Genomic DNA, 24,825 nt, shown 5'->3' with positions numbered 1-24,825 from the left:
CCTCCTGGCGGGCGGCTCCGTCGTCGTGTCGGTGTTGTCGGGGGGTTCCGCTAGGTTGGGGGCGTGAGCAGCGCGGACGGCACCGGGGAGCAGTTGGCGTTCATCCGGGAGACGGTGCGCCGGGCGAAGCCGCGGGCCGCGCGCGGGGTGGTGCTCGCCGAACGGCAGCCGGTGGCCCGGGTGCTGGTCGACAAGGGCGTGCTGAGCCTCGACCAGTACTTCGACTACGCGGTGCCGGAGTCGATGTCCGAGGACGCCCGGCCCGGCGTCCGGGTCCGGGTCCGGTTCGGCGGCCGGGTCGGCGCGCACGGGCGGCGCGAGGGCGGGGCGCTGCACGACGGCTTCGTCGTCGAACGCCGGGACGACTCGGACTACGCGGGCCCGCTGGCCCCGCTGACCCGGGTGCTGTCGCCCGAGCGGGTGCTGGGGCCCGAACTGCTGCGGCTGTGCCGGGCCGTCGCCGACCGCTACGCCGGGACGCTGGCGGACGTGCTGCAACTGGCCGTCCCGCCGCGGCACGCCGGGGCCGAGAGCGAGCCGTCGCCGCGCCCGCTGCCGCCGCCGGGCGCCCCGGCGGTGGGCAGCTGGGAGCGGTACGTGCACGGCGCCGAGTTCCTGGCGTCGCTGGCCGGCGGGCACCCGCCGCGCGCGGTGTGGACGGCGCTGCCCGGCCCCGAGTGGCCGGGCGAGATCGCCCGGGCCGTCGCGGCGACGCTCGCCTCCGGGCGCGGCGCGCTGGTGGTGCTGCCCGACGGGCGGGCGGTGGCCCGGGTCGACGCGGCGCTGCACGACCTGCTCGGCGCCGGGCGGCACGTGGTGCTGGCCGCCGAGGCGGGCCCGCAGGAGCGCTACCGGCGCTGGCTGTCCGTCAGCCGCGGTTCGGTGCACGCCGCGATCGGCACCCGGGCGGCGGTGTTCGCCCCGGTGCGCGACCTCGGGCTGCTGGTGGTCTGGTCGGACGGCGACAGCAGCCACAGCGACCCCAACGCGCCCTACCCGCACGTGCGGGAGGTGGCGCTGCTGCGGGCCGCCGAGGAGGGCACGGCGGTGCTGCTCGGCGGCGTCTCGATGACGGTCGAGGCCGCGCAGCTGCTGCGCTCGGGCTGGGCCCGGCCGCTGGCCGCCGCCCGGGAGACCGTCCGGCTGACCGCGCCCCGGGTGCGCACCGTCACCGAGTACGACCAGGCCCGGGACGGGGCGGCGCAGGCCGCCCGGCTGCCGTCGGTGGCCTGGGAGACCGCGCACGAGGCGCTGACCCGGGGGCCGGTGCTGGTGCAGGTCCCGCGGCGGGGCTACGCGCCCCGGCTGGCCTGCGGGCGCTGCCGGGAGACGGCGCGCTGCCGGGCCTGCGGCGGGCCGCTGGAGTCGCCGGCGGCGGGCGCCGTGCTGGTGTGCTCGTGGTGCGGCACGGAGGAGCACGACTGGCACTGCGCCGAGTGCGGGTCGTTCCGGCTGCGGGCCGCGGTGGTCGGCGTCCGGCGGACGGCGGAGGAGCTGGGCAAGGCGTTCCCGCGCATCCCGGTCCGCACCTCCGGGCGGGACGCGGTGCTGGCGACGGTGCCGGGGGCGCCCGCGCTGGTGCTGGCCACGCCGGGCGCCGAACCGGTCGCGGAGGGGCCCGGGTACGCGGCGGCGCTGCTGCTGGACGGCTGGGCGCTGCTCAACCGGCCCGACCTGCGGGCCGGCGAGGAGGCGGTGCGGCGCTGGCTGACGGCGGCCGCGCTGGTCCGCCCGGCGACGGAGGGCGGCACGGTGGTGGTCGTCGCGGAGGCGGCGGCGCGGGCCGTGCAGGCGCTGGTGCGGTGGGACCCGGCCGGGCACGCGGGGACCGAACTCGACGAGCGGGAGGAGCTCAGGTTCCCGCCGGTCTCGCGGATGGCTTCGGTGACGGGGTCGGCGCGGGCGGTCGCCGACCTGCTGGGGCTGCTGCGACTGCCTGCGGGGGCGGACGTGCTGGGGCCGGTGCCGGTGTTCGGGGGGAACGGGGGCGGTGCCGGGGGTGCTGGTGCTTCGGGTGCTTCGGGTGCTTCGGGTGCTTTGGGGGGCGCCGGTGGTGCGGGGGGAGCGCGGGAGGAGGGGGTGGAGCGTGCGCTGGTGCGGGTCGCGCCGGGGCAGGGGGCGGCGCTGGCGTCCGCGCTGAAGGCGGCGCAGATCGCGCGGTTGGCGTTGCGGGGGGCGGAGACGGTGCGGATCCGGGTGGATCCGACGGACATTGGGTGAGGCGGACATCGGGTGAGACGGCGTCGGGTGGGGGTGCCGGGGCGCGCGGGGCGCGGGGGAGTGGTCGGCCGTGCTGCGGTTCCCCGCGCCCCTGGCGTTGCGACGTCCGGTGCCGGGGGCTCCAGCTGGGGCTTCCGGTTGCTTCCGGTTGAGGTGCTTCAGTTGGCGAAGCCGCCCCGGGGTTCGATGATCTCCAGGTTGGTGCCGTCGGGGTCGTTGAAGTAGGCGACCTTGGTGCCGAGGGCGGCGTCCGGGGTGACCTCGCCGGGGAGAAAGGTGTAGGTGTCGCCGAGGAAGTCGTAGCCGGCGTCCTTCATGCGGCGGTGGACGGCGTCGAGGTCGTCGACCTTGAAGCAGAGGTGCATGGAGCCGGGGCGGTTGGCGGCGCCGCGGGTGGGTTCGCCGATCGGGTCCTGGAACTGGATCAGGTCGATGCCGAGGTTGTTGTCCAGGTTGATGGTGGCGTACCGGAGCTTGGCGGTCGGCAGGCCCTGCGAGCGGCCGAAGGGGACGCTGTGCATGGTCTCGTCGGCGACGACCGGGTCGTTGCCGGTGAGGGCGCGGTAGAAGGCGATGGAGGCGTCCAGGTCGGAGACGGAGATGCCGACGTGGGCGGCGCGGGTGAGGTTGATGGGGGTGTCGGCCGCGGTCATGGGTCGATTCCTCTCGTACGCGTGGGTGGGGGTGGGGATGGGTGGGGGACGGCGTGCGGAATCGATTCTTCGCGGGGTGGCGGGGAGTGCGCGAGCGGCCGGATCCGTCCGGGGTGGTGAGGGATCCCCGGGTGGATCCGGCCGCTCGGTGCGGGGCTAGCGGGTGCGCTGGGGCATCAGCGGGCTGGCCTGGCGGGCCTGCGGGATCGGGGGCGGGCCGTCGCGGCGGCGTGCTCGGCCGTGGCGGCGGCGGCGGGCGGCGGCGGGGCGGCGGGGGTGTCGGTCTCGCGCGGGGCGGGGAGGAGTTCGCCGGTGGGGCGCCGCATGCCGTAGCGGCGGTGGACGGCCTGCTTGGTGACGCCGAGCGCGGAGCCGACCGAGTCCCAGGAGAAGCCGAGGGCGCGGTCGAACTCGACGGCGGCGGCGACCAGGGTCTCGACGCTCTCGCGCAGTTCCTGGGCGAGCCGGACGGTCGGGGCGGGGGCGCGACCGTAGACCACGAAGCCGGCGGAGGTGCTGGGGCGGCGGGGCCGGTAGACGTTGCCCAGTTGGGCGGTGAGCGTGCGCAGGGCGTCGACCTGGCGTCGGACCCGCTCGATGTCCCGCACCAGCAGGTGCAGGGACGCCCGGGCCCGGGCGTCGTGGTTGATCTGCTCGGCCATGGCCTCGTTGCCACCTCTCGGTCGGGTCGCGTGCTCGGGGCGCTCGCGCGTCCCGGTCAATTCGCATTGACCAACGCACGTCGGGTCGTTGGGTCACGCGCGGAGTGCGACTCGGGATATGCCAGTGGCCGCCCGAACCGGTGGCGGGGATTGCATAGACTTCCCGGAGGCCGCCGTTTCCGGACGGTCCTGTCGGTGCAGAGTCGGTGCAGAGGGAGTCGCAGTCTTGGCAGTTCAGCCGATCCGGATCTTCGGCGACCCGGTGCTGCGGGCGACCGCGAAGCCGGTGACCGTCTTCGACAAGGAGCTGCGGAAGCTGGTGAAGGACCTGACCGACACCATGCTGGAGGCTCCCGGGGCCGGGCTGGCCGCGCCGCAACTGGGCGTCTCGCTGCGGGTGTTCGCGTACAACGTGGACGGGGTGGTGGGCCACCTGATCAATCCGGACCTGTCGCTGAGCGAGGAGGAGCAGGACGGCCCCGAGGGGTGCCTGTCGCTGCCCGGCCTGCGGTTCGACACCAAGCGGGCGTACGGCGTGGTGGCCAGGGGCGTCAACATGCACGGGGAGCCGGTGACGGTGGAGGGCACCCAACTGCTGGCGCGGTGCATCCAGCACGAGACGGACCACCTGGACGGGATCATCTTCATCGACCGGCTGGACCGGGAGGCCCGGAAGGCCGCGATGAAGGCGATCCGGGAGACCGACTGGGGCGGCGGTCCGGCGCCGACGGTGCGGGTCTCGCCGCATTCCACCTTCGGGCCGATCCGCTGACGGTTCGTCCGCTGATCATGTGTTGAGGTTGTGCGGAAATACGGTTGTCGGGGGCCGGAGGGCGGTTGCCCGGCGGTCGCTCGGCGGCCGGCCGGTGGCCGTTCGTCGGCTGTTCGGCGGGTATTTCCCGGCAATCAGATGTTCCGACCGTTCGAATCCAGTGAAAGGCCCCCGCCCGTGCGTCTCGTCTTCGCCGGCACCCCCGAGGTCGCCGTTCCCGCCCTGGACGCCCTGCTGGCCTCCCGGCACGAGGTGGTCGCCGTGGTGACCCGCCCCGACGCGCCGGCCGGGCGCGGCCGCAAGCTGGTGGCCAGCCCCGTCGCGCAGCGCGCCGAGGAGGCCGGCATCGAGGTGCTCAAGCCGGCCCGGCCGAGCGAGCCCGATTTCATGGCCCGGCTGGCCGAGATCGCCCCCGACTGCTGCCCCGTGGTGGCGTACGGCGCGCTGATCCGGCCCGGCGCGCTGGAGATCCCGGTGCACGGCTGGGTCAACCTGCACTTCTCGCTGCTGCCCGCGTGGCGCGGCGCCGCGCCCGTGCAGCACGCGGTGATGGCGGGCGACGAGGTCACCGGCGCGTCCACCTTCCGGATCGAGGAGGGCCTGGACTCCGGGCCGGTGTTCGGCGTCCTCACCGAGACCGTCAAGCCCACCGACACCAGCGGCGACCTGCTCGGTCGGCTCGCGCACGCCGGCGCCGAGCTGCTGGTGCGCACCATGGACGCGATCGAGGACGGGCAGGCCAGGCCCGAGCCGCAGCCGCTCGCCGGGGTGTCGCTGGCACCCAAGCTCACCGTCGAGGACGCCCGGATCGAGTGGACCCACCCCGCGCTGCGGGTCGACCGGGTGGTGCGCGGCTGCGCGCCCGCGCCCGGCGCCTGGACCACCTTCCGCGGCGAGCGGCTCAAGGTCACCGGCCCCGTCCGCCTGCTGCCCGGCGAAACCGCCCTGGCGCCGGGCGAGTTGGCGGTCGCCAAGAACAGCGTCCGGGTCGGCACCGGCAGCCACGAGGTGGAGCTCGGCGAGGTCCGGCCGCAGGGCAAGAAGGCGATGGCGGCCGCGGACTGGGCGCGCGGGGCGCGGATCGAGTCCGGGGAGCGGTTCGAGGGCTGAGGGTCGAGGGCCGACGGGGAGCGGTTCGAGGGCTGAGGGTCGAGGGCCGACGGGAAGCGGTTCGAGGGCTGAGGCGCGGGCGGGGCCTTCGGGGACGGGGTGCGGGGTGGGTTCGGCCTAGACTTGGGGGAGACCCCTCGTCGGGTCGGACCTGATCCGCAGCACCTTTTGTTTCGAGGCATTCGTTTTGAGCACCCCCGCCGGCGCGAAGCGCGCCCCCCGTCCGCACCGCCGTCCGAAGAAGGACCCCGCCCGGATCGTCGCGTTCCGGGCGCTGCGGGCCGTCGACGAGCGCGACGCGTACGCCAACCTGATCCTGCCCTCGCTGCTGCGCGAGGCCGAGCGCAAGGGCATGGAGCGGCGCGACGCGGCGCTCGCCACCGAGCTGGTGTACGGCACGCTGCGCGGCCAGGGCACCTACGACGCGGTCATCGCCGCCTGCGTGGACCGCCCGCTGCGCGAGGTCGACCCGCCGGTGCTGGACGTCCTCTCGCTGGGCGCGCACCAGCTGCTCGGCACCCGCATCCCCAGCCACGCCGCGGTGTCCGCGACCGTCGAGCTGGCCCGGGTGGTGCTCGGCGACGGCCGGGCCAAGTTCGTCAACGCCGTGCTGCGCAAGATCAGCGCCCAGGACCTGGCGGGCTGGGTCGCCCAGGTCGCCCCGCCCTACGAGGACGACGCCGAGGACCACCTGGCCGTCGTCCACTCCCACCCGCGCTGGGTGGTCTCCTCGCTGTGGGACGCGCTCGGCCGCTGGCAGCCGGACGCGAGCGGGCGGCAGGCGATGGAGCAGCTGCTGGAGGCCGACAACGCCCGCCCCGAGGTGACGCTGGTCGCCCGCCCCGGGCGCTCCTCGGTCGCGGAGCTGCGCGAGGCGCTGCCCGAGGTCGAGGACGGCCGCTGGTCGCCGTACGCGCTGCGGCTCACCGACGGCGGCGACCCGGCCGGGGTCGACGCGGTGCGGGAGAACCGGGCCGGTGTCCAGGACGAGGGCAGCCAGCTGGTCGCCCTCGCCCTCGCCAACGCCCCGCTGGACGGCCCCGACCGGCTCTGGCTGGACGGCTGCGCGGGCCCCGGCGGCAAGGCCGCGCTGCTTGGCGCGGTCGCCGCGGAGCGCGGCGCGGCGCTGGTCGCCTCCGAGAAGCAGCCGCACCGCGCCCGGCTGGTGGCCCGCGCGCTGGACGGCAACCCCGGACCGTACGCCGTCATCACCGCCGACGGGACGCGGGGCGCCTGGCAGGGCGGGGCGTTCGACCGGGTGCTGGTCGACGTGCCGTGCTCCGGCCTGGGCGCGCTGCGCCGCCGACCGGAGGCGCGCTGGCGGCGCCGCCCCGAGGACATCGCCGGATTCGGGCCGCTGCAGCGGGAGTTGCTCCGTTCGGCGCTGGACGCGGCGCGGGTCGGCGGCGTGGTCGGCTACGCGACCTGCTCGCCGCACCTGGCGGAGACCCGGGCCGTGGTCGACGACGTGCTGCGCGGCCGGGCGGACGTGGAGTGGATCGACGCCCGTCCGCTGTTGCCCGGCGTGCCCGATCTGGGGGACGGGCCGGACGTGCAGTTGTGGCCGCACCTGCACGGGACGGACGCGATGTATCTGGCGCTGCTGAGGCGAACTGCCTGAGGGTGGCGGGCAGTTGGTGACGGATTGACGGGCGGGCCGGTGGCCCGCCCGTCGCTGCGTGGTGGGGTGGGGTGGGGTGTGGGGCGGGACTGCGGGACGGTGCGGGCGGCGTTGTGACGGTGGACTTCCTGACGGTCCGTCAGGAGGGTTCGACGAGGGCGGTGATCAGGCGTTGGAGGCCGCGTTCGAAGACGGCGTCGGGGTCGGGCGGGGTGGCGCTCTGGGCGAGGGTTTCGGCGAGGTGGGGGTAGTGGCCGGTGGCGGTGGCGGTCTGGAGGTAGCGGACCAGGTCGGTCAGCCAGCGGTTCCCGGCGTTCGCGGAGCGGTGTTGCCAGTCGGCGAACTGGCAGACGTAGCCGGTGAGTTGGGCGAAGGCTTCCATCTTGGCGGCGCCGTCGAGCGTGGTGCCGGCGAGGGCGGCGAGGTGGAACTCGGTGACGCGCAGGCCGTTCGGGCCGAGACTGGGGCGGTGGGCGAGCAGGGTGGTGGCCCAGGGGTGTCGGGCCAGGATCGCCCGGAGTTGGCGGGCCGGCAGGGTGAGGTCGGCGTGCCGGTCGCCGCTGGGGTGGGCGGGGAGGTCGTACTCGGCGGCGAGCAGGTCGACCAGTAGGTCGAACAGGTGCTCCTTCTTCGGCACGTAGTTGTACAACGACATGGTGCCGGCGCCGAGTTCGGCCGCGACCTTGCGCATGGTGACCGCGTCCAGCCCCTCGCGGTCGGCGATCTCCAGCGCGGCCCGGGCGATCGAGGTGCGGCTGTGCGCGGGCCTCGGTCCGCGGCCGGAGTGCTCCGGGCGCAGCCAGATCAGCTCGGGTTCCTCGTCGTCGGACGGCATTTCGTTGGATCACCTCGCCGTCCAGTCTAGGTGTCGTCGGGTCGGGTGGTCGGCGAGCAGGGGCCGGGGCTTTTCTGCGTACGGTGTACCTAGTAGAGTCGCGGTACTACGTACGATGTACTCGGAAAGGGCCTGCCATGAGCGACCCGGTCATTGCCGTACGCGGCCTGTCCAAGTGGTTCGGCGCCACCGTGGCGCTCGACGGACTCGAACTCGACGTCCCGGAAGGGGCGGTGTGCGGCCTGCTCGGCCCCAACGGGGCGGGGAAGAGCACCCTGGTGCGGGTGCTCGCCACGCTGGTGCGTCCGGACCGGGGGGTGGCGCGGGTGTGCGGGTACGACGTGGTGGCGGACGCGGCCGCGGTGCGGCGGCGGATCGGGCTGGCCGGGCAGTACGCCGCCGTGGAGGAGGGCATCACCGGCCGGGAGAACCTCGAACTGCTCGGCAGAATGCACCACTTGGGTGCGGCGAAGGCCCGGGATCGGGCGGCGGAACTGCTGGAGGGCCACCGGCTCACCGACGCCGCCGACCGCCTGGTGCGCGGCTACTCCGGCGGCATGCGCCGCCGGCTCGACCTGGTGGCGAGCCTGATCGCCCGCCCCCGCGTGCTGTTCCTGGACGAGCCGACCACCGGGCTCGACCCTCGCAGCCGACGCGAGATCTGGTCCGCCGTACGGGAGTTGGCCGAGCAGGGCACCACCGTGCTGCTCACCACCCAGTACCTCGACGAGGCCGACCGGCTGGCCGATCGGGTCACCGTGCTGGACCGGGGCCGGACCGTCGCCGACGACACCCCCGCCCGGCTGAAGGCCGCGATCGGCACCCTGGTCGAAGTCGCCCTCCCCGAGGACGCCGACCTGGAACGGGCCCGCGCCGTACTGGCCGCACTCACCGGCGGCCACCCCGCCGTCGACCCCGCGCGCGGCCGGCTGAGCGCCGTCTCCGACCCGGCCCGGCCGCTCGCCCTGCCACAACTGGTACGGGAGTTGGACGCGGCGGGCGTCACCGCCTCGGACGTCGCGCTGCGCACCCCGTCGCTGGACGACGCCTTCCTCGCGCTGACCGGCGGGGGCGGGGCCGCCGGCATTGCTGCGGGCGCCGTCCCGGGGGTGGGGGTTCCGGGGTTGGGCGCCTCAGGGGCGGGGGTTCCGCAGTTGGACGTTCCGGAGTCGGGGAGCGCGGCATGAGTGTGATGACGATGCCGGTGGACGCCGCCGCCTCGGCCCGCCGGACCCTGCTGGTCTACCGGCACTCGCCCGGGCTGCTGCTCTCCTCGCTGCTGGTGCCGGTCGCCATGGTCGGGGTGTTCGGCTACGTGTTCGGCAGCGCGATCGAGGTGCCCGGGGGCGGCGCCTACCGGGAGTTCCTGATGCCCGGACTGTTCGCACTGGTCGCGCTGAACGCCGTCATGCCCGCGATGGTCGGCGGTGCCCGGGACGCCGGACGGGGCGTCACCGACCGGCTGCGCTCGATGTCGGTCTCCCGGCTCGGCCTGCTCACCGGCCAGGCGCTGGCCGACCTGCTGGTCGCCGCCGCCGTCCTGGTGCCGACCGCGCTGGTCGGCCTGGCGGCCGGCTGGCGGATCCGGCACGGCCTCGGCCCGGCGCTCGGTGCGTTCGGCCTGCTGCTGCTGTTCCGGTTCGCCTGCGGCTGGGTCGGCACCGCGCTCGGCCTGGCCGTCGGCAAGGAGGAGACGGCCGGCCAACTCGGCGCCCTGACCATCCCGTTTGGCATGCTCACCAGCGCCTTCGTGCCCACCGGCGGGATGCCCGGCTGGCTGGCCGCGCTCGCCGAGTGGAACCCGGTCAGCGCCGTGGCCGAGGCCGGGCGGCAACTGTTCGGCAACCCGTCCGCGCCCGGCGGCGGCTGGCCCGCGCAGCACCCGCTGGCCGCCGCGCTCGGCTGGTGCGCCCTGCTGATCGCGCTCGCCGCGCCGCTCGCCGTGCGGAACTTCGCCCGCTCGGGGCGGTGAGGGGGAGGGGAAAGGTGGACGGGCAAGCGCGGGGGAGGGAGGGGGACGGGTGGTAAGGGCTGGGCGGTGAGGGGGAGGTGGAGGGGAGGTGAGTGGGCGGGCGGTGGCCGGGCGGCCGGTGGTGAGGGGGAGGAGGGCGGCAGGGGGCGGGTGGTGAGGGGGCGTCGGGTGGGTGGGTACTGGACAAGTGGGGCGGGTCGGCAGAGGGTGGGGGACATGGAGTACACCCACCTCGGCCGTACCGGCCTGTCCGTCTCCCGGCTCTGCCTGGGCACCATGAACTTCGGCCCGCACACCGTGGAGGCCGACGCGCACCGGATCATGGACGCCGCGCACGGGCACGGCATCAACTTCTTCGACACCGCCAACGTCTACGGCTGGGGCGAGAACAAGGGCCTCACCGAGAGCATCATCGGCAACTGGTTCGCCAAGGGCGGCGGGCGGCGCGAGAAGACCGTGATCGCCACCAAGTTGTACGGCGACATGGGTGACTGGCCCAACGAGGGCAAGCTCTCCGCGCTCAACATTCGCCGTGCCGTGGACGCCAGCCTGCAGCGCCTGCAGACCGACCACATCGACCTGTACCAGATGCACCACGTCGACCGGGACACGCCCTGGGACGAGATCTGGCAGGCGATGGAGGTGCTCACCCTCCAGGGCAAGATCGTCTACGTGGGGTCCTCCAACTTCGCCGGCTGGCACCTCGCGCAGGCCCAGGAGGCCGCCAAGGCGCGGAACTTCCTCGGTCTGACCAGCGAGCAGTCGCTGTACAACCTGATCGAGCGCAGCGTCGAGCTGGAGGTGGTCCCTGCCGCCCAGCACTACGGCCTCGGCCTGATCCCGTGGTCCCCGCTGCACGGCGGCCTGCTCGGCGGGGTGCTGCGCAAGGAGCGCGAGGGCGTCCGCCGGGCGTCGGGCCGCGCGCTGGACACCCTGAACGAGCGCCGCGAGCAGATCCAGGCGTACGAGGACCTGTGCGAGGAGCTCGGCCACGAGCCCGGCGACGTCGCGCTCGCCTGGCTGCGCACCCGTCCGGCCGTCACCGCCCCGATCATCGGTCCCCGTACCGAGGAGCAACTCGACGCGGCGGTTCGGTCGTTGGAGGTCGAGCTGGACGCCAAGACGCTGGAGCGGCTGGATGGGATCTTCCCCGGTTACCGCACCGCGCCGGAGCACTACGCCTGGTGAGGTGAGGTGAGGTGAGGCGGGGCGGGGCGTCCGGCGGGGGTCCGTCGGGCGTCCCGTCGGGTTAGAAGTAGACGGCGCAGCCGCGTCGTTCGAGGGTGGCGACCAGGTGCGGGGCGGGCGGGTGCGGGGTCCAGCGCAGGTCGAGTTTCTCCAGGGCGGGGAGGTCGGCCAGCCAGGGCGGGAGGCCCGTCAACGGGTTGGCGCGTAGGTCGAGTTCGCGCAGCAGGGGGAGGCCGGCCAGGGCGGGCGGCAGGGTGGTGAGGTGGTTGTCGCGCAGTTCCAGGCAGCGCAGTTCGTGCAGGGCGGAGAGCGAATCGGGCAGCGTGGTGAGGGAGTTGCCGCGCAGGCGCAGTTCGCGCAGCCGGGGGAGCGTGCCGAGGGTGTCCGGGAGGCTGGTCAACCGGCAGCTCTGGGCGCGCAGTTCGAGGAGCTGGCCCAAGTCGCCGAGGCTGTCCGGGAGTTCGGTGAGCGGGTTGTCGCCGACGTTGAGGTAGCGCAGCCGGTGCAGGCGGCCCAGGCGTTCCGGCAGGGCGGTGAGCCGGTTGTCGTGCAGGTAGAGGAAGTCGGACAGGCCGGTGAGGTCGCCGATCCGGTCGGGGACGGCGGTGAGCGCGTTGTGGCCCAGGTCGAGGGTGCGGAGAGCCGTGAAGTCGCCGATGGCGTCCGGGATTTCGGTCAGCTCGTTGTCCGCGAGGATCAGCACCTCGGCGTCCGTCCGGCCCCACACCTCGTCCGGCACGGAGGCCAGGCCCGCCCGCCACAGGTTCACCACCGGCCCGGTCACAGCGCCTTCTCCAGCCAGTGCGCGGCGTACGGGTTGGTGTTGTACGGCGGGATGTCCGTGTAACCGGTGGCCGTGTACAGGGCGCGGGCCTCGGCGAGTTCGGCCATGGTGTCCAGCCTCAGCCGGGCGTGCCCGAGGGCGCGGGCGGCGTCCTCGGCGGCGGCCAGCAGGAGCCGGCCCAGGCCGTGTCCGCGGCCGGCCGGGCGGACGTACAGGCGCTTGAGTTCGGCGGTGCCGGGGGCGGCGCCGCGGGTGGCGTCGGGAGCGGTGCCGAAGGCCCGGACGCCCGCGCAGCCGACCGGGCGGCCGTCCAGTCGGGCGAGCAGGAACACGCCCTGCGGTGACGCGAGTTCGAGGTCTGCCGGGGCCTCGGCGGGCAGCGGTTCGGCGGGTGGCGGGCCGCTCCAGCGGCGGCGGACCTCGGCCTGGTACTCGGTCAGCAGCAGGCGGGCGTCCGGGGAGTCGACGGGTTCGGGGCGGATCTCGGCCACGGCTGTTCCGTTCGAGGGAGGGAGAGGGGAGAGGGAGTGGGGCGGGGACGGGGACGGAGGATACTGCGGAAACGGGTGGGGGGCGATCACCCGGGTGGGCGGTGGTCCGCGCGGTCGGGGCGGGGGTGGGGCGGTGGGGGTGTTTGCCGGTGTCGCGGACGGGGCTCCGGGGGAACCGGGCGGAAGTGCGCCAGGATGACCGGGTGAAGCCGATCAGCCATCAGGTCCCCTACTACTCCCAGTGGGAGTCGCCCGAACTCGTGCCCGACATCCTGGACGGCACGCTGCGGGCCGCCGACGACCCGCTGTGGGAGCGTTCCGGTGCCGCGAACGAGGACGAGTACGAGTACTGGTCGTGGCGGCTGTGCGGGATGGCCTGCCTGCGGATGGTGCTCGACCACTGGTGGGGCGTCGCCCCGGCGGCCGTCCGGCTCGCCGAGGAGTGCCAGCAGGCGGGGGCGTACGTCCGGCACCCCGACGGGCGGCTCGACGGGTTGATCCACGCCCCGTTCGCCGCGTACGCCCGCACCCGCTGGGGCCTGCACGCCGAGGCCGTCAGCCCGCTGCCCGCCGACCGGGTCGCGGCCGAACTCGGCGAGGGGCGGCTGCCGATGCTCTCCGTCCACCCCGGCATCCGCACGCTGGCGCCCGAAGTGCCGCGCACCGGCGGCCACCTGGTGCTCGCGGTCGGCGCCGACGACGAGGCGCTGCTGATCCACAACCCGTCGGGCTTCCCGGACGGCTCGCAGCGCGCCGCCCGGGTGCCCTGGGGCGACCTGGAGCGCTTCTACTCCGGCCGCGGCATCGTGCTCGGCCCGCCTCCGTACTGAACCCCCGTGCTGGCCCCCGTGCCGGCATCTGCACTGGCCTTCGTGTCGAGGGGACGGCGGGCGGGCGGTGGAGGGGGTGTCAGGCCGCGTTGGGGAGGCCGATCGGGGTGGTCGGGGGGAGGTCGGCGCGGCAGGCGGCGGAGATCGGGCGCAGGGCGGTGACGAGTTCGTCCAGCTCGGAGCGGTGGAAGTGGGTCCAGACCCGGGAGGCGGCGAGGTCGGTGGCGCCCTCCAGGGCGAGGTGGCGGCGGCGGCCCGCGAGGGTCAGCGTGCCGTCCGGGCTCAGCCACTCGCGCTCGATCAGGCGGGCGGTGGCCTCGTCCCACTCGGTGTCGCTCCAGCCCCGGTGCGGCTGCAGGTTCTCGCGGCGGGTGTCGAGGGCGCAGCGGACCACCAGGGCCTCGCAGCCGTCGAGGCCCTCGGTGACCAGGGCGGCGACGTGCCCGTCGCCCCGGTGCTCGCGCAGCACGGTGGTGGCCTGCCACAGCCGGGCCAGGCGGCCCTCCGGGCGGGGGAGGTCGGCGTTCGCGGCGGCCAGCACGCGCCCACAACAGTCCAGGCCGTCGACGGCGCGCTCTAGCAGCTCCACCGAACGGTCGATCAGATCCGGCTTCACGTCCACCAGGACGCGCCGCAGCGCGCCCGTCGCCCCCGCGACCCGGGCCTCCAGCGCCTGCTCCGGGCCGGCCAGCGACCAGACCTCCGGCAGCGCCCGCTCGACCATCTGCGGCGCGAAGTTGAAGAACGCGGCCACCACCGGCGCCGCGTCCACCGCGCCCAGCGGCGCCGAACGTCCGCCGAAGTAGCCGCGCCAGTAGCCGCGCAGCCCCGCCGCCTCGTACGCGGCGCGGGCCTCCGGGGAGAAGTAGGTGAGGGCGTGGACGGGCTCGAACAGCCACCAGAGGGCACGTGCGGGGTGGACGACCTGGGTCATCGGACGCCTTTCGTGAGGGGCGAGCAGCGCGTTGGTTCCGCCTGCTCCGGAGCCTGCCAGAGCGGGCCGACCCCGGGAAGGGGAAGTGTTGCGGGCGTGTGAACACTTCGCGGGCGAGCGGGCGAGCGGGCGAGCGAGGAGGCGTGCGGGCGTGTGAACGCTTCGCGGGTGGGCGGGTAGGTGGGGTAGGTGGGCGGGCGGGCGGACGTTGCGGGGGCACTCCTCCGGCGGGGGCGTCCAGGGGCCGGGGGATGATGGTCGGGAGCGGTCGCACCGGCCGCCCGCACCGAACCGTGAAGGTACCCTCGCCATGGCGCAGATCAACCCCAGCATCCTGTCCGCGGACTTCGCCCGCCTCGCCGACGAGGCCGAGGCGGTGCGCGGCGCGGACTGGCTGCACGTCGACGTGATGGACAACCACTTCGTCCCCAACCTCACGCTGGGCGTGCCGGTCGTCGAGTCGCTGGCCCGCGCCACCGACACCCCCCTCGACTGCCACCTGATGATCGAACAGCCCGACCGCTGGGCCCCGCAGTACGTCGAGGCCGGCGCCGGCTCCGTCACCTTCCACGTCGAGGCCGCCGCCGCCCCCGTCCGCCTGGCCCGGGAGATCCGCGCCAAGGGCGCCCGCGCCTCGATGGCGCTGCGCCCCGCCACCCCGATCGAGCCCTACGAGGACCTGCTGCCCGAGCTCGACATGGTGCTGATCATGACGGTCGAACCCGGCTTCGGCGGCCAGTCGTTCCTCGACATCATGCTTCCCAAGATCCGCCGCACCCGGCAGCTGATCGACAAGCACGGCCTCGACCTGTGGCTCCAGGTCGACGGCGGCGTCGCCGCCGGCACCATCGAAGCCTGCGCCGAGGCCGGTGCGGACGTGTTCGTGGCCGGCTCCGCGGTGTACGGCGCCGCCGACCCGGCCGAGGCCGTCCGCGGACTGCGCGCCCAGGCGGCGGCGGCCAGCGCGGACGCCTGGTGGGCGTGCAAGCACTGACCGTGCGGAAGCCGCCGTGTGCCGTTCCGTGAAGCGCCCGGGCGTTCGTCCGGGCATTTGTCCGGGCGTCCGGGGGTGCTTCTCGGGCGGCGACGCGCGGCCCTCGGTAACCGGGGACGGCGGGGCGGGCGGCCGATACTGGCGGTCATGAGCAACCTCGACCGGAAACCCGCCCCGGCGGTCTGCGGGCGGCAGGCCGCCACCGGCCCCGTCAAGGACCTGCTGACCGGGCGTCACGTCCCGCTCGGCGAGTCCACCGTGGTCCGGCGGCTGCTGCCCAACCTCGGCCGCCGGATGGTCGGCGCCTGGTGCTTCGTCGACCACTACGGCCCCGACGACATCGCCGACGAGCCCGGCATGCAGGTGCCGCCGCACCCCCACATGGGCCTGCAGACCGTCAGTTGGCTGCACGAGGGAAGCGTCCTGCACCGGGACAGCCTCGGCAGCCTGCAGACCGTCCGCCCCCGCGAACTCGGCCTGATGACCTCCGGCCGGGCCATCTCGCACTCCGAGGAGTCCCCGCGCGCGCACGCGCCGCTGCTGCACGGCGCCCAGCTCTGGGTGGCGCTCCCCGACGCGCACCGGCACACCGAACCCGCCTTCGAGCACCACCCCGAGCTGCCCGTGGTCACCGCCGGCGGCCTGCGCGCCGACCTCATCCTCGGCACCCTCGACGGCGCGACCTCGCCCGGCACGACCCACACCGCCCTCACCGGTGCCGACCTCACCCTCCGCGAGGGCGCCGCCCACCGCCTCCCGCTCGACCCGGGCTTCGAGTACGCGGTCCTCGCCATGACCGGCTCCGTCGACGTCGACGGCGTCCTCGTCGAACCCGGTTCGCTGCTCTACCTCGGCTGCGGCCGCCGCGAACTCCCGCTGCGCGCCCGCACCGACGCCGCCCTGCTGCTGCTCGGCGGCGAACCCTTCGAGGAGCGCCTGGTCATGTGGTGGAACTTCGTCGGCCGCTCGCACGAGGAGATCGCCCGGGCCCGGGTCGACTGGGAGAGCGGCGCCCGCTTCGGCCAGGTCCACGGCTACGACGGCGAGCGGCTGCACGCCCCGCAGCTGCCGCCGGTGCCGCTGAAGCCGCGCGGGCGCGAGCGCTGAGCGGGCGCCGGGGGAGGTTCAGGGGCGGCGGGTGGCCAGCAGGGTGGCGAAGTCCGGGGCGAGGCGGATCTCGGTGGTGAGCAGTGCCGGGTGGTCGTACCAGGTGGTGCGGCCGGTGTCGGGTGCGCCCCGGTAGGTCGGCGGCCAGGCGGTGAGCGGAGTGAGGTCGTCGACCACCAGGGTGCCGCCGGGGGTGAGCAGTTGCTCGGGGTCGGCGGCCGCGGACTGCTTGCCGTTGCCGCCGCCGTCCAGGACCAGCAGGTCGAACGGGCCGTGCCGGTCGATCAGCGTCCAGTCGCCGTGCAGGACCTCCAGGTCGGGCACGTCGGCGAACAACTCCCGTACTGCGGCGACGCGTTCGGGCTCCCGTTCGACGCTCACCACCCGGACGCCCGGCCGCCGCCCGGCGAGCAGCCAGGCCAGGCCGACGCCGCAGCCGGTGCCGGTCTCGCCGATCCGGCCGGTCGCGCCCGCCGCGAGGGCCTGCAGCAGCCGTCCCTGCTCCGGGCGGCAGGACTGGGTGAAACCCAGCCGGGCGGCCAACTCGACGGCCCGGGCGACGGGTTCGGGGAGGGCGGCGGTGTCGGTGTAGGCGGCGGTGCCGAGGACTGACATACCGTCACACTAGCGTGGCTCAGGGTGACGGTATGTGGGGGGTGGGGCGGGGAGTCGGTGTCAGCGACGGCGGCGGGAGTAGACGAGCGCTCCGACGCCCAGGGTGCACAGGCCCAGCGCGGCGGCGGCGGCCAGGCCCAGGGGGCGGCCGTCGGTGCCGGTGTCGGGCAGCGGGGCCAGGGTCGGGGTCGGGGACGGGTGAGTGGGCGAGGGGGTGGGTGTCGGGGTGGGTGTGGGCGTCGGGGTGGGTGTGGGGGTGGGGGTGGGTGTGGGGCTCGTGGATGGGGACGGGGAGGGGGACGGGGTGGGGGTGGGCGAGGGGGACGGGCTGGGGCTGGGGCTGGTGTTGGGGCAGGTGACGTGGACCTCGCCGAGGCGGGCGTCGGTGACCGGGCCGGTGTACAGCTGCTCGCCCCGCAGGTTGGTGAAGGTGCCCGAGATGCTGACGTCCAGCCACGCCTCGGCGGTGTACTGGCGGCTCTGCGCGGCCGGGTCGGCGTGCTGGTCGACGGTGACGTCCAGGGTGGACGGGCCGATGGTGGCGGGCAGGCCGATGTCCGCGCCGGTGATCTGCAGTTGGGTGGTGCCGACGCCGACCCGGTGGCCGAGGACGGTCACCTCGTCGCCGTCGGTGTGGTTGTAGGCCAGCGCGTACGGGCCGACCGGCGGCGGCACGCACTCCGCGTACGAGTCCAGGGACGCCACCGAGCCGACCTCGACCGGGCGGTAGTGGATCAGCTCGGAGGAGTTGAACCACACCACCAGGTTGGTGAGTTGGGCCTGCGCGAAGTACTTGGACGGGCTGGTGGAGGTCTGCGTGGTCCGGGTGGCGATGCTGATCCGGGAGAGCATCCCGTCCGGGTCGGAGGAGAAGTCCGCGGTGTCGGTGTCGGGCACCGTGGTGGAGTGCGCGGTGCCGTACGTGCCGCGGTACGCCGACAGGCCGATCGCGGGGACGTCCTGGTTGGTGAGCTGCACCAGCGTCGCGCTCGCCAGGTCCCCCGGCGCGGCGGACGCGGAGCGGGCGGTGGGCAGCAGGGCCGCCGCCGCGAGGGAGCCGGTGGCGGCGAGGACGGCGGTGGCGGCGCGCAGCCGGGGCGCGCGGTTGATGAGGGCCATCGACCACACATAGCAGGACGTACCGGGACGGATCGCACACGGCGCGCCCGTGGACGTCCGCCGGTGGGGCGCGGCGGGGCCGGACGGCGCACCCGGGTTCGTGTGCGACACTTCTGGGCGTTCCGGACGCCGCCACCCCCGGCGGGGCGCCCGGGCGGACGCGGGACGGACGGATGCGGGACGGACGGACGTACGGCGAACGGGCGCGTGGCGGACGAACGGGCGTGCGGCGGACGGGCGGAAGGCGTGCGGCGGAACGGGTGCCGGGGCGAGCGGGAGACACCGGAGGCGGCGGCGTGGAGCAGCAGGACGAGTACGGGGCCCTGGGGGCGCCGAGCGCGCCGGACGCGCCGAGTGCGCCCGGCGGCCGGGTGCTGGCGGCGCTCGCCGAGCGGCGGCGCACTGGCAGCCGTCCCGGCGGGCGCACCGACGGCCGGCGGATCGCGCTGGCCGTCGAGGGCGGCGGCATGCGCGGCATCATCTCCGGCGGCATGGCGCTGGCCCTCCACGAGGCGGGCCTCACCGGCGCGTTCGACGCCGTCTACGGCGCCTCCGCCGGGGCGCTGACCGGCGCTTGGCTGCTCAGCAGCGACCCCGGGCAGCTGGCCGGCTGGGCCGACGCCGAGTACGCCCGGGCGATGGTCCGCCCCGCCAACGTGCTGCGCGGCCGCCCCGTCGTCGACCTGCACCACCTGGTCGAGCACCTCTACACGCACGTGGCCCGGATGGACTTCGACGCCATCCTCGCCAACCCCACCACCCTGCACCCGCTCGCCACCCACACCGGCACCGGGGCCGCCACCGACCTGCACCCGCTGCTCACCGACCCGGTCCGGCTCCGCCTGGCGCTGCGCGCCAGCGCCGCCCTCCCGCTGCTCGCCGGGCCGCCGGTCGCGCTCGACGGCAGCCACTACTACGACGCCGGGCTCGCCGAGTCCGTCCCGTTCCGCACCGCGCTCGCCCAGGGCGCCACGCACGTCCTGGTGCTGCGCTCGCGGGGCCCGCTCGCCGCCCCGGCGGCCGGGGCGGCGGCCGGGCCCTCGCGCGGCTCCCGGATGGTGGCCCGGACGGTGCTGCGCCGCTACCCCGCGCCGCTGCGCGACTCCTACCTGGGGCGGGCCGAACGGCTGCTGGCCGACGAGGAGTTGCTCGGCCGGCACGACCTCGCCCCGGCCACCGACGGCCCCGCCGTGCTCTCCGTCCGCCCCGGGCCGGACGCCCCGAAGGTCGGACGGCTGGCCCGGGACCCGGCGCTGCTGCGGGCCGCGCTGGAGTCCGGGCGGGCGGCGATGGACGGGTTGCTCGCCCGGCTGCCCTGAGCGGCCGTTCCGCCGTCCTCGGCGGCCCGGACCGGCCGGTTGCCGGGGTCGGTCGGTTGTCAGGGTCGGTCGGTTGCCCGGATGACGCTCGGTTGCCCGGATGACGGCCGGTTGCCCCGGCGGTGGGTCGGGGAAGTCCGGCGGTGGGTCAGGGGAGCCCGGCCCGGCGGAGCAGGACGCCGCGGCTGCCCGGGGCGAGGGTCCGCTGGGCGGGGTGCGGGGCGGCGAGGTCGATCTCCTCGACCAGCAGCCAGCCCTGCTGCGCGGAGAGCCAGGGGCGCAGCCGTCCGTCGAGGGCGGACGGGGCCAGGGCGACGAACAGCAGGTCGGTGGGGAGGGCGTGCAGCAGTTCCAGGTCCTGGCCCGCGTGCAGGGTGTCGATCAGCAGCACCGCGCCGAAGCGGCGCCGGACGGGCGGCGGGGCGGCGAGGTCGGCCCCGCTCAGCCGGAGCCGGGCGCGGCCGCGCAGCCGGTCCCAGAGCCGGGCCCGCAGGGCCGGGTCCGGTTCGGCGGCGTGCACGGTGTATCCGGCCCGTAGCAGTCGGCCGGTCAACGCGCCCTCGCCGGCGCCGAGTTCGGCCAGTGCTCCGCTGCCCGGCGGGCGGTGCCGGGCGACCCAGGCGGCGGTGGCGTCCAGGCGTTCGGCTTCGTACTCGGAGGCCACCAGTGTCTCGGCCACGCTCACGTCCTGTCGCAGGGGTCCGAACGGCCGCGGACGCGAGCCGTTACGACCCTAGCCATCTGCTTCGTTCGTGGTCCATACCACCACGGCGAAAAGTTTACGGTTCACGGTCAATTCACAGAGTGGGCCCGGCCGGGGCGGGTCATGGCCGAGGCTGGAAGCCGGACAGGCCCCCGGAGTCGTGGACTCCGGGGGCCTGTCGGTGGCTGCGGGCGGTGCGGGGCCGACCGGTCGGTGCGGCGGGCGGCGGGCGGTCAGGCCAGTTCGTCGTCGACGCCGTCGAGGTCGAGCTCGAAGTCGTCGTCGTAGCGGTCGTCGCGCTCGGTCACCGGCTGGCGGTGCGGGGTGACCCGGCCCAGCTGGAGGGTGGAGTACATGCCGGCGGCGGTGGGGTCGCCCGCCACCACGCTGTCGGCGTTGACGGGGGTCTCCGGGTCCTGGTCGGCGGTGCGGCCGGTGCGGCGCTGGGCGGCGCCGCGGATGCCGGAGCCGCCGACCGGGCCGTAGCCGCCGTGGCCCATGCCCATCCCCATGCCCATCATGCCGCCCGGCGGGGTGGAGCGGCCGACCCCGTTGGTCGCGGTGCCGGGCGAGGAGCCGCCGGAACCGGAGCCGGAACTGCCGCTGCCCTCACCGGACTTCTGGGTCTCGATCCGGGTGCTGCTGCTGCCACCGCGGTTGCCGAGGCTGCCGGCCGGCATCGCCAGGCGGGGGCCGACGGCGACGCCGCCCGGCGCGCCCGAGCCGCCCGGGGCGCCGCTGCCGGAACCGGAACCGGAACCGGAACCGGAGCCCGAACCGGAGCCGCCGCCCGCGCCGCCGTGCCCGCCGGGCAGCAGCGGTTCCCTGAGGCCGAGGGTGTTGATGCCGGCGCCGCCGCCGCTGCGGCCGCCGCCGGAGAGGCCGGAGCCGACCGGGCCGAGCTTGGGCATCAGGCCGGCGAACGCGGCCAGCCCGGCGTCGCCGCCCAGGCGCGGGCCGTTCAGCTGCTGGGGGAGCGAGCCGGTGGAGGCCGGTGCGTTGGGGCTGAGCGGGTTGGCGGCGAACGAGGTGAGGCTGTTGAGCGCCGTGCGGTTGCTGTCCTCGTTCTCGTTCAGGTTGCCCGCCATCTTGTCCATCTTGTCGGCGGTGTCGCGGAACGAGGCGAGGATCCGCTTGAGGACCTCCTCGGCGATGGTCTGCAGCACCTTCTCGGCGACCTCGATGACGATCTTGCCGAACTTGTCGCCGGAGTCGCCCATCTTCAGGCTCTGCACGATCCGCTTGAAGTTGGTGCCGTGCGTCTCGATGTCGTCCGCGCCGCGGCGCAGGTCGGCCGCGCACTGGGCGAGTTGGGCCAGGTCGATGGAGAAGCCCTGCCCGTTGGAGTTGTTGGACGGGGTGGGCGCGATCTTCTGCGCGGCCTTCTCGATCATGGACTCGATCGGCCGGGCGATGGTCTGGGCGAGCTTGCCGACCGCCGCCTCCAGCAGCTGGTTCATGATCTCGCGGCCGATCCGCAGCACCGCCGCCGCGCTCCACGGCCCGGTGGACGAGGCCGCCGCCAGCTGGGCGGAGATGGAGAACAGCTGCGCGATCGACTGGGTCTTGACCACCTCGATCACCACGGCCGCGGCCCGCAGCACCTTGGACACCGTCTGGCAGATCTCGACGATCACCTTGGAGTACTTGGTGATGGTGCTCCACAGCTCGGCGAGCTTGTCCGCCGAACTGCCCTGGTAGACCTCGTGCAGCATGGTCAGTGCTTTGTCCGCCGTCATCTGGGCGTTGTCCAGCGCCCCGGCGAACTTCTCCAACTGGTCGGCCAGTTGGTTGAGCTCGTCCTCATTGGCCGCCGGGAAGCGCACACCCAGCAGTCCGATGATGTGGTTGAGCCCCGATGGTAGTTCCACAGCCATTGCCGCCCCCAGCTGCTGCCCGCGGTAAGTCCCTGATCGCGCAGTGCGACGATACACATAGCGGACGACATCGACCACCTGACGGGGCGTCCCGAAGGCACATTGTGAGCGAATCCGTACAACGTTACGGTGTCCGCCATGGCATGGGGATCATGGTGGCGCGGCCGGTCCGGCACCGGCCCGGGCGCGCCCGGCAGGAGTGCGGAACGGCCGTCCGCGCAGGCGGTGTTGGATGCGGTGGCGGACGAACTTTCCGCGCTGCACGGCGAACGGTGGCGGGTCGAGGGGGCGGAGGTCCGCGGTCCGGGCGCGCTGGCGGTCCGGCCGGACTTTTCTCCGGACGGCGACCCGGACCGGTGGGACCTGGTGTTCCTGGCGGACCGGGACCGGCCGGAGACCGCCGTCCCGGACCGGGTGCCGTGGATCGACGGCGGCGACCAGGACCCGGTGCGCCGGGGCGTCGAGGTGTGGGCGTCCACCACCGGCGCCGCGCTGATCGAACTCGTCGCCCACAACGGCCGGTTCGCCGGCCACCTGGACCCGTCCGACCCGGACGGCCTGCCCGGCTGGCACGCCGTCCACGGCGGCGTGGTCGGCTGGGGCACCGGCCGGCACTTCCACGACGTGCAGGACTGGCTGGTCCGCAACCCCGTGCTGCCCGCTCTCGCCCCCGCCCTGGGCGGGGACCTCGGCCGGGACCAACTCGTCGGCGTCCAGGTGCACTTCGGCAGCGGCGGGGCGGGACGGCGGGTGGCCGAGGTGCGGGTGCACGGCGAGCCGCACGCCGCCGCGTCCGCGGCGCTCGCCGCCCTGGACTGGCCGCAGGTCGCCGAGGGCGACGCGTACGTGCGGACCTTCGTCCTGCTGGTGCGCCGGGCCGGGGCCCGGCCCCCGGCGGACGTCCGGCTCCGGGCGGCCGGGCGGCCGTAGCGGAGGGCCGGAAGGGCTGGCGGGCCGTCAGGAGCCCTGCGGGGGCGCCGGATAGCGCCAGGTGCCGCCGGGGGCCCGGTAGTCCGGCAGCCAGGCCGCCAGGACCTGTGCGGACGGGTAGAACATCGGCTCGGGGAGCGCGTCCAGGGCGACGCGCTCCCAGCCGGCGCAGGCGTGCGGCTCGGTCACCAGCGCCTCGGCCAGGCTCGGCGGGGCCAGCACCGCCGCCGTCACCCGGGTGCGGCCCAGTTCGTGGTCGAGCAGCACCGCCAGCACCCGCATCTCCTCGGCGGGCAGCACGATGCCGGTCTCCTCGGCCAACTCCCGTGCGGCGGCCGCCTCGAAGGACTCGCCGGGGTGGTCGACCTTGCCGCCCGGCAGGCTCCAGGTCGGCGGCTCCCCGGCGGTGGTGCGCCGCCCGATCAGCACCCGCCCGTCCCCGGTCGGCACGATCACGCCCGCGCCGACCAGCGGCGGCGACGGGTGCACGGCGGAGGAGAGTCGGACGTCCGTCACCACTTGCCCTTCTGGTAGTCCTTCAGGAAGCAGCCGTACAGGTCCTCGCCCGACTCGCCCCGGACGATCGGGTCGTAGACCCGGGCCGCGCCGTCCACCAGGTCGAGCGGGGCGTGGAAGCCCTCCTCGTGCAGCCGCATCTTCTCCGGGTGCGGGCGCTCGTCGGTGATCCAGCCGGTGTCCACCGCGGTCATCAGGATGCCGTCGGTCTCGAACATCTCCTGCGCGCTGGTGCGGGTCAGCATGTTCAGCGCGGCCTTGGCCATGTTGGTGTGCGGGTGGCCCGAGCCCTTGTAGCCGCGCTCGAAGACGCCCTCCATCGCCGACACGTTCACCACGTACTTGCGGCGCGCGGAGGACGCGGCCAGCGCCGGGCGCAGCTGCGAGATCAGGATGAACGGGGCGGTGGAGTTGCACAGTTGCACCTCCAGCAGCTCGATCGGGCCGACCTCGGAGACGGTCTGCACCCAGCTGTTGGTGTCCGCCAGGTCCGGCACCAGGCCGCCCGCGTCGATCGCCGTCCCGGCCGCGATCCGCTCCGGCGAGGCCGAACCCGTCACCAGGGCCAGCGAGGTGACCTCCTCGGCGCTCACCGACGGCTGCTCGCCGCGGCTCTGCCCCGGCAGCGCGGGCACGTCCACCGCGCCCGAGCCGAACCGGCCGATCACCGTGGAGGCGGGCAGCGCCCCGGCCGGCAGCGGCGCCGACTCGGCCGCCACCAGCTCGCGGTACGCCCCGGGGGAGCGGCGGACGGTCTGCGCCGCGTTGTTGATCAGGATGTCCAGCGGGCCGTCCGCGGCGACCTCGGCGGCCAGCGCCATCACCTGCGCCGGGTCGCGCAGGTCGATGCCGACGATCTTCAGGCGGTGGATCCACTCGGCGCTGTCCGGCATCGCGGTGAAGCGGCGGATCGCGTCGTTCGGGAAGCGGGTGGTGATGGTGGTGTGCGCGCCGTCGCGCAGCAGGCACAGCGCGATGTACATGCCGATCTTGGCGCGGCCGCCGGTCAGCAGCGCCCGCTTGCCGGTCAGGTCGGCCCGGGCGTGTCGGCGCGAGCGGTTCAGCGCCGCGCAGCTGCGGCACAGCTGGTGGTAGAACGCGTCCACCTCGACGTACCGCTGCTTGCAGGTGTAGCAGGAGCGCGGGCGCTCCAGGATGCCGGCCAGCTCGGTGGTGGTCTCGGTGCTCAGCCCGAAGACGCCCGCCGTCTCGTCGTCGATCCGGCCCGCCGCGCCCGTCGCGGTCCGCGCCGTCACCGCGCGGTCGTTGGCGGTCTTGCGGGCCCGGGTCTCCTGGCGGCGGCGCTGCTTGAGGGTGCGGAACAGGCCGCCGACCGCCAGCCGGACCCGGATCGCGTCCGGGTGGTCGACGTGGATCCCGTCCAGCTCGGCGAGCACGCTCAGGCACAGCTCCAGGCGGTCCGGATCGATGCCCTTGCCGTAGTCGGTGTCGTCCTCGACCGGGGTGCTGCCCGGCCCGCTCTGCTGGTTCGTCACTGCCGATGCTTCCTCGATCGCCCCGTCCGTACCGCCGAACTCTACGGGAGCGGCCGGTGCCGGGGCGAAGCCTGTGA

Annotated in this window: 24 protein-coding genes; 12 read left to right on the top strand and 12 right to left on the bottom strand. The window is 75.0% G+C overall.

Going from position 1 to position 24,825, the window contains the following annotated elements; all coding sequences use genetic code 11:
- The first annotated feature begins 63 nt into the window (after positions 1-63).
- The gene (locus tag OU787_RS04050) at positions 64-2,220 is read left to right on the top strand and encodes a primosomal protein N' (protein ID WP_268658571.1); all 2,157 of its coding nucleotides are present in this window, start codon (positions 64-66) and stop codon (positions 2,218-2,220) included.
- Positions 2,221-2,378: 158 nt separating this feature from the next.
- Here the strand turns inward: OU787_RS04050 and OU787_RS04045 are convergent, their stop codons facing one another.
- Together OU787_RS04045 and OU787_RS04040 are read right to left on the bottom strand one after the other, a co-directional pair.
- Positions 2,379-2,873 (bottom strand): VOC family protein, encoded by a 495-nt coding sequence (locus tag OU787_RS04045; protein ID WP_051818362.1) that lies wholly within the window; start codon positions 2,871-2,873, stop codon positions 2,379-2,381.
- Between the two features lie 176 nt (positions 2,874-3,049).
- Complete coding sequence (locus OU787_RS04040) at positions 3,050-3,535, bottom strand: hypothetical protein (RefSeq protein ID WP_268658570.1); 486 nt, start codon at positions 3,533-3,535, stop codon at positions 3,050-3,052.
- 226 nt (positions 3,536-3,761) lie between these two features.
- Here OU787_RS04040 and def point away from each other — a divergent pair, with 226 nt between their 5' ends.
- From def to OU787_RS04025, 3 genes are all read left to right on the top strand, one after another.
- Positions 3,762-4,307, top strand: a complete 546-nt coding sequence (gene def / locus OU787_RS04035; protein ID WP_268658569.1) for a peptide deformylase — start codon at positions 3,762-3,764, stop codon at positions 4,305-4,307.
- 177 nt (positions 4,308-4,484) lie between these two features.
- On the top strand, positions 4,485-5,417 hold the full coding sequence (gene fmt, locus OU787_RS04030) for a methionyl-tRNA formyltransferase (protein ID WP_030464490.1): 933 nt from the start codon (positions 4,485-4,487) through the stop codon (positions 5,415-5,417).
- 187 nt (positions 5,418-5,604) lie between these two features.
- Positions 5,605-7,038, top strand: coding sequence for an RsmB/NOP family class I SAM-dependent RNA methyltransferase (locus OU787_RS04025; protein ID WP_268658568.1), 1,434 nt, complete (start codon positions 5,605-5,607; stop codon positions 7,036-7,038).
- Between the two features lie 139 nt (positions 7,039-7,177).
- Here OU787_RS04025 and OU787_RS04020 read toward each other — a convergent pair whose 3' ends face one another.
- Positions 7,178-7,873 carry a TetR/AcrR family transcriptional regulator gene (locus OU787_RS04020; RefSeq protein ID WP_268658567.1) on the bottom strand — a complete coding sequence of 232 codons (696 nt, stop codon included), beginning with the start codon at positions 7,871-7,873 and terminating at the stop codon, positions 7,178-7,180.
- A gap of 137 nt (positions 7,874-8,010) precedes the next feature.
- Here OU787_RS04020 and OU787_RS04015 point away from each other — a divergent pair, with 137 nt between their 5' ends.
- From OU787_RS04015 to OU787_RS04005, 3 genes are all read left to right on the top strand, one after another.
- Positions 8,011-9,060 carry an ATP-binding cassette domain-containing protein gene (locus OU787_RS04015; protein ID WP_268658566.1) on the top strand — a complete coding sequence of 350 codons (1,050 nt, stop codon included), beginning with the start codon at positions 8,011-8,013 and terminating at the stop codon, positions 9,058-9,060.
- The gene (locus OU787_RS04010; protein WP_268658565.1) at positions 9,057-9,845 is read left to right on the top strand and encodes an ABC transporter permease; all 789 of its coding nucleotides are present in this window, start codon (positions 9,057-9,059) and stop codon (positions 9,843-9,845) included. The genes OU787_RS04015 and OU787_RS04010 overlap by 4 nt, the downstream gene beginning before the upstream one ends.
- Positions 9,846-10,061: 216 nt before the next feature.
- Positions 10,062-11,033 (top strand): aldo/keto reductase, encoded by a 972-nt coding sequence (locus tag OU787_RS04005; RefSeq protein ID WP_268658564.1) that lies wholly within the window; start codon positions 10,062-10,064, stop codon positions 11,031-11,033.
- A gap of 61 nt (positions 11,034-11,094) precedes the next feature.
- Here OU787_RS04005 and OU787_RS04000 read toward each other — a convergent pair whose 3' ends face one another.
- Positions 11,095-11,817, bottom strand: coding sequence for a leucine-rich repeat domain-containing protein (locus OU787_RS04000; RefSeq protein WP_030464715.1), 723 nt, complete (start codon positions 11,815-11,817; stop codon positions 11,095-11,097).
- Positions 11,814-12,308, bottom strand: coding sequence for a GNAT family N-acetyltransferase (locus OU787_RS03995; protein WP_051818327.1), 495 nt, complete (start codon positions 12,306-12,308; stop codon positions 11,814-11,816). The genes OU787_RS04000 and OU787_RS03995 overlap by 4 nt, the downstream gene beginning before the upstream one ends.
- A 203-nt stretch (positions 12,309-12,511) precedes the next feature.
- On the opposite strand from OU787_RS03995, the gene OU787_RS03990 reads away from it, so the two are divergent.
- A complete protein-coding gene (locus OU787_RS03990) occupies positions 12,512-13,138 on the top strand; it encodes a C39 family peptidase (protein WP_232795271.1) in 627 nt (208 codons plus the stop codon).
- Positions 13,139-13,217: 79 nt separating this feature from the next.
- Here the strand turns inward: OU787_RS03990 and OU787_RS03985 are convergent, their stop codons facing one another.
- Positions 13,218-14,072, bottom strand: coding sequence for an SCO6745 family protein (locus OU787_RS03985; RefSeq protein WP_030464648.1), 855 nt, complete (start codon positions 14,070-14,072; stop codon positions 13,218-13,220).
- Positions 14,073-14,382: 310 nt separating this feature from the next.
- Between OU787_RS03985 and rpe the strand changes: the two genes are divergently transcribed.
- Together rpe and OU787_RS03975 are read left to right on the top strand one after the other, a co-directional pair.
- The gene (gene rpe, locus OU787_RS03980) at positions 14,383-15,066 is read left to right on the top strand and encodes a ribulose-phosphate 3-epimerase (RefSeq protein ID WP_030464649.1); all 684 of its coding nucleotides are present in this window, start codon (positions 14,383-14,385) and stop codon (positions 15,064-15,066) included.
- A gap of 147 nt (positions 15,067-15,213) precedes the next feature.
- Positions 15,214-16,173: a pirin family protein gene (locus OU787_RS03975; RefSeq protein WP_030464650.1), complete on the top strand. Its 960-nt coding sequence runs from the start codon at positions 15,214-15,216 to the stop codon at positions 16,171-16,173.
- An 18-nt stretch (positions 16,174-16,191) separates the two neighbouring features.
- Here the strand turns inward: OU787_RS03975 and OU787_RS03970 are convergent, their stop codons facing one another.
- Positions 16,192-16,788: an O-methyltransferase gene (locus OU787_RS03970; protein WP_030464651.1), complete on the bottom strand. Its 597-nt coding sequence runs from the start codon at positions 16,786-16,788 to the stop codon at positions 16,192-16,194.
- 60 nt (positions 16,789-16,848) lie between these two features.
- The gene (locus OU787_RS03965; RefSeq protein WP_268658563.1) at positions 16,849-17,907 is read right to left on the bottom strand and encodes a hypothetical protein; all 1,059 of its coding nucleotides are present in this window, start codon (positions 17,905-17,907) and stop codon (positions 16,849-16,851) included.
- Positions 17,908-18,203: 296 nt separating this feature from the next.
- Here OU787_RS03965 and OU787_RS03960 point away from each other — a divergent pair, with 296 nt between their 5' ends.
- A complete protein-coding gene (locus OU787_RS03960; RefSeq protein WP_232795241.1) occupies positions 18,204-19,226 on the top strand; it encodes a patatin-like phospholipase family protein in 1,023 nt (340 codons plus the stop codon).
- Between the two features lie 148 nt (positions 19,227-19,374).
- Here the strand turns inward: OU787_RS03960 and OU787_RS03955 are convergent, their stop codons facing one another.
- Together OU787_RS03955 and OU787_RS03950 are read right to left on the bottom strand one after the other, a co-directional pair.
- The gene (locus tag OU787_RS03955) at positions 19,375-19,905 is read right to left on the bottom strand and encodes a hypothetical protein (RefSeq protein WP_051818077.1); all 531 of its coding nucleotides are present in this window, start codon (positions 19,903-19,905) and stop codon (positions 19,375-19,377) included.
- Positions 19,906-20,162: 257 nt separating this feature from the next.
- Entirely contained in the window at positions 20,163-21,800 is a 1,638-nt protein-coding gene (locus tag OU787_RS03950) for a WXG100-like domain-containing protein (RefSeq protein ID WP_157852591.1), read from the bottom strand.
- Positions 21,801-21,944: 144 nt separating this feature from the next.
- On the opposite strand from OU787_RS03950, the gene OU787_RS03945 reads away from it, so the two are divergent.
- Positions 21,945-22,736, top strand: coding sequence for a DUF6348 family protein (locus OU787_RS03945; protein ID WP_157852592.1), 792 nt, complete (start codon positions 21,945-21,947; stop codon positions 22,734-22,736).
- 27 nt (positions 22,737-22,763) lie between these two features.
- Here the strand turns inward: OU787_RS03945 and OU787_RS03940 are convergent, their stop codons facing one another.
- Together OU787_RS03940 and OU787_RS03935 are read right to left on the bottom strand one after the other, a co-directional pair.
- Positions 22,764-23,252 carry a nucleotide triphosphate diphosphatase NUDT15 gene (locus OU787_RS03940; protein ID WP_030464199.1) on the bottom strand — a complete coding sequence of 163 codons (489 nt, stop codon included), beginning with the start codon at positions 23,250-23,252 and terminating at the stop codon, positions 22,764-22,766.
- On the bottom strand, positions 23,249-24,748 hold the full coding sequence (locus OU787_RS03935) for an SDR family NAD(P)-dependent oxidoreductase (protein WP_030464200.1): 1,500 nt from the start codon (positions 24,746-24,748) through the stop codon (positions 23,249-23,251). The genes OU787_RS03940 and OU787_RS03935 overlap by 4 nt, the downstream gene beginning before the upstream one ends.
- Positions 24,749-24,825 lie beyond the last annotated feature (77 nt).

Origin of the sequence: Kitasatospora sp. YST-16, assembly GCF_026802215.1 — a bacterium.
Taxonomy (GTDB): domain Bacteria; phylum Actinomycetota; class Actinomycetes; order Streptomycetales; family Streptomycetaceae; genus Kitasatospora; species Kitasatospora cineracea.
The sequence above is the reverse complement of the archived record's forward strand: the minus strand, read 5'-3'. Positions and strand labels throughout refer to the sequence as shown.

Coding starts and splice junctions, on each gene's coding strand:
- OU787_RS04010 (WP_268658565.1), top strand. CDS start 9,057: ATGAGTGTGATGACGATGCCGGTGGACGCCGCCGCCTCGGCCCGCCGG.
- OU787_RS04005 (WP_268658564.1), top strand. CDS start 10,062: ATGGAGTACACCCACCTCGGCCGTACCGGCCTGTCCGTCTCCCGGCTC.
- OU787_RS03965 (WP_268658563.1), bottom strand. CDS start 17,907: ATGGCCCTCATCAACCGCGCGCCCCGGCTGCGCGCCGCCACCGCCGTC.
- rpe (WP_030464649.1), top strand. CDS start 14,383: ATGGCGCAGATCAACCCCAGCATCCTGTCCGCGGACTTCGCCCGCCTC.
- OU787_RS03975 (WP_030464650.1), top strand. CDS start 15,214: ATGAGCAACCTCGACCGGAAACCCGCCCCGGCGGTCTGCGGGCGGCAG.
- OU787_RS03970 (WP_030464651.1), bottom strand. CDS start 16,788: ATGTCAGTCCTCGGCACCGCCGCCTACACCGACACCGCCGCCCTCCCC.
- OU787_RS04015 (WP_268658566.1), top strand. CDS start 8,011: ATGAGCGACCCGGTCATTGCCGTACGCGGCCTGTCCAAGTGGTTCGGC.
- OU787_RS03945 (WP_157852592.1), top strand. CDS start 21,945: ATGGCATGGGGATCATGGTGGCGCGGCCGGTCCGGCACCGGCCCGGGC.
- OU787_RS04020 (WP_268658567.1), bottom strand. CDS start 7,873: ATGCCGTCCGACGACGAGGAACCCGAGCTGATCTGGCTGCGCCCGGAG.
- OU787_RS03985 (WP_030464648.1), bottom strand. CDS start 14,072: ATGACCCAGGTCGTCCACCCCGCACGTGCCCTCTGGTGGCTGTTCGAG.
- OU787_RS04045 (WP_051818362.1), bottom strand. CDS start 2,873: ATGACCGCGGCCGACACCCCCATCAACCTCACCCGCGCCGCCCACGTC.
- OU787_RS04040 (WP_268658570.1), bottom strand. CDS start 3,535: ATGGCCGAGCAGATCAACCACGACGCCCGGGCCCGGGCGTCCCTGCAC.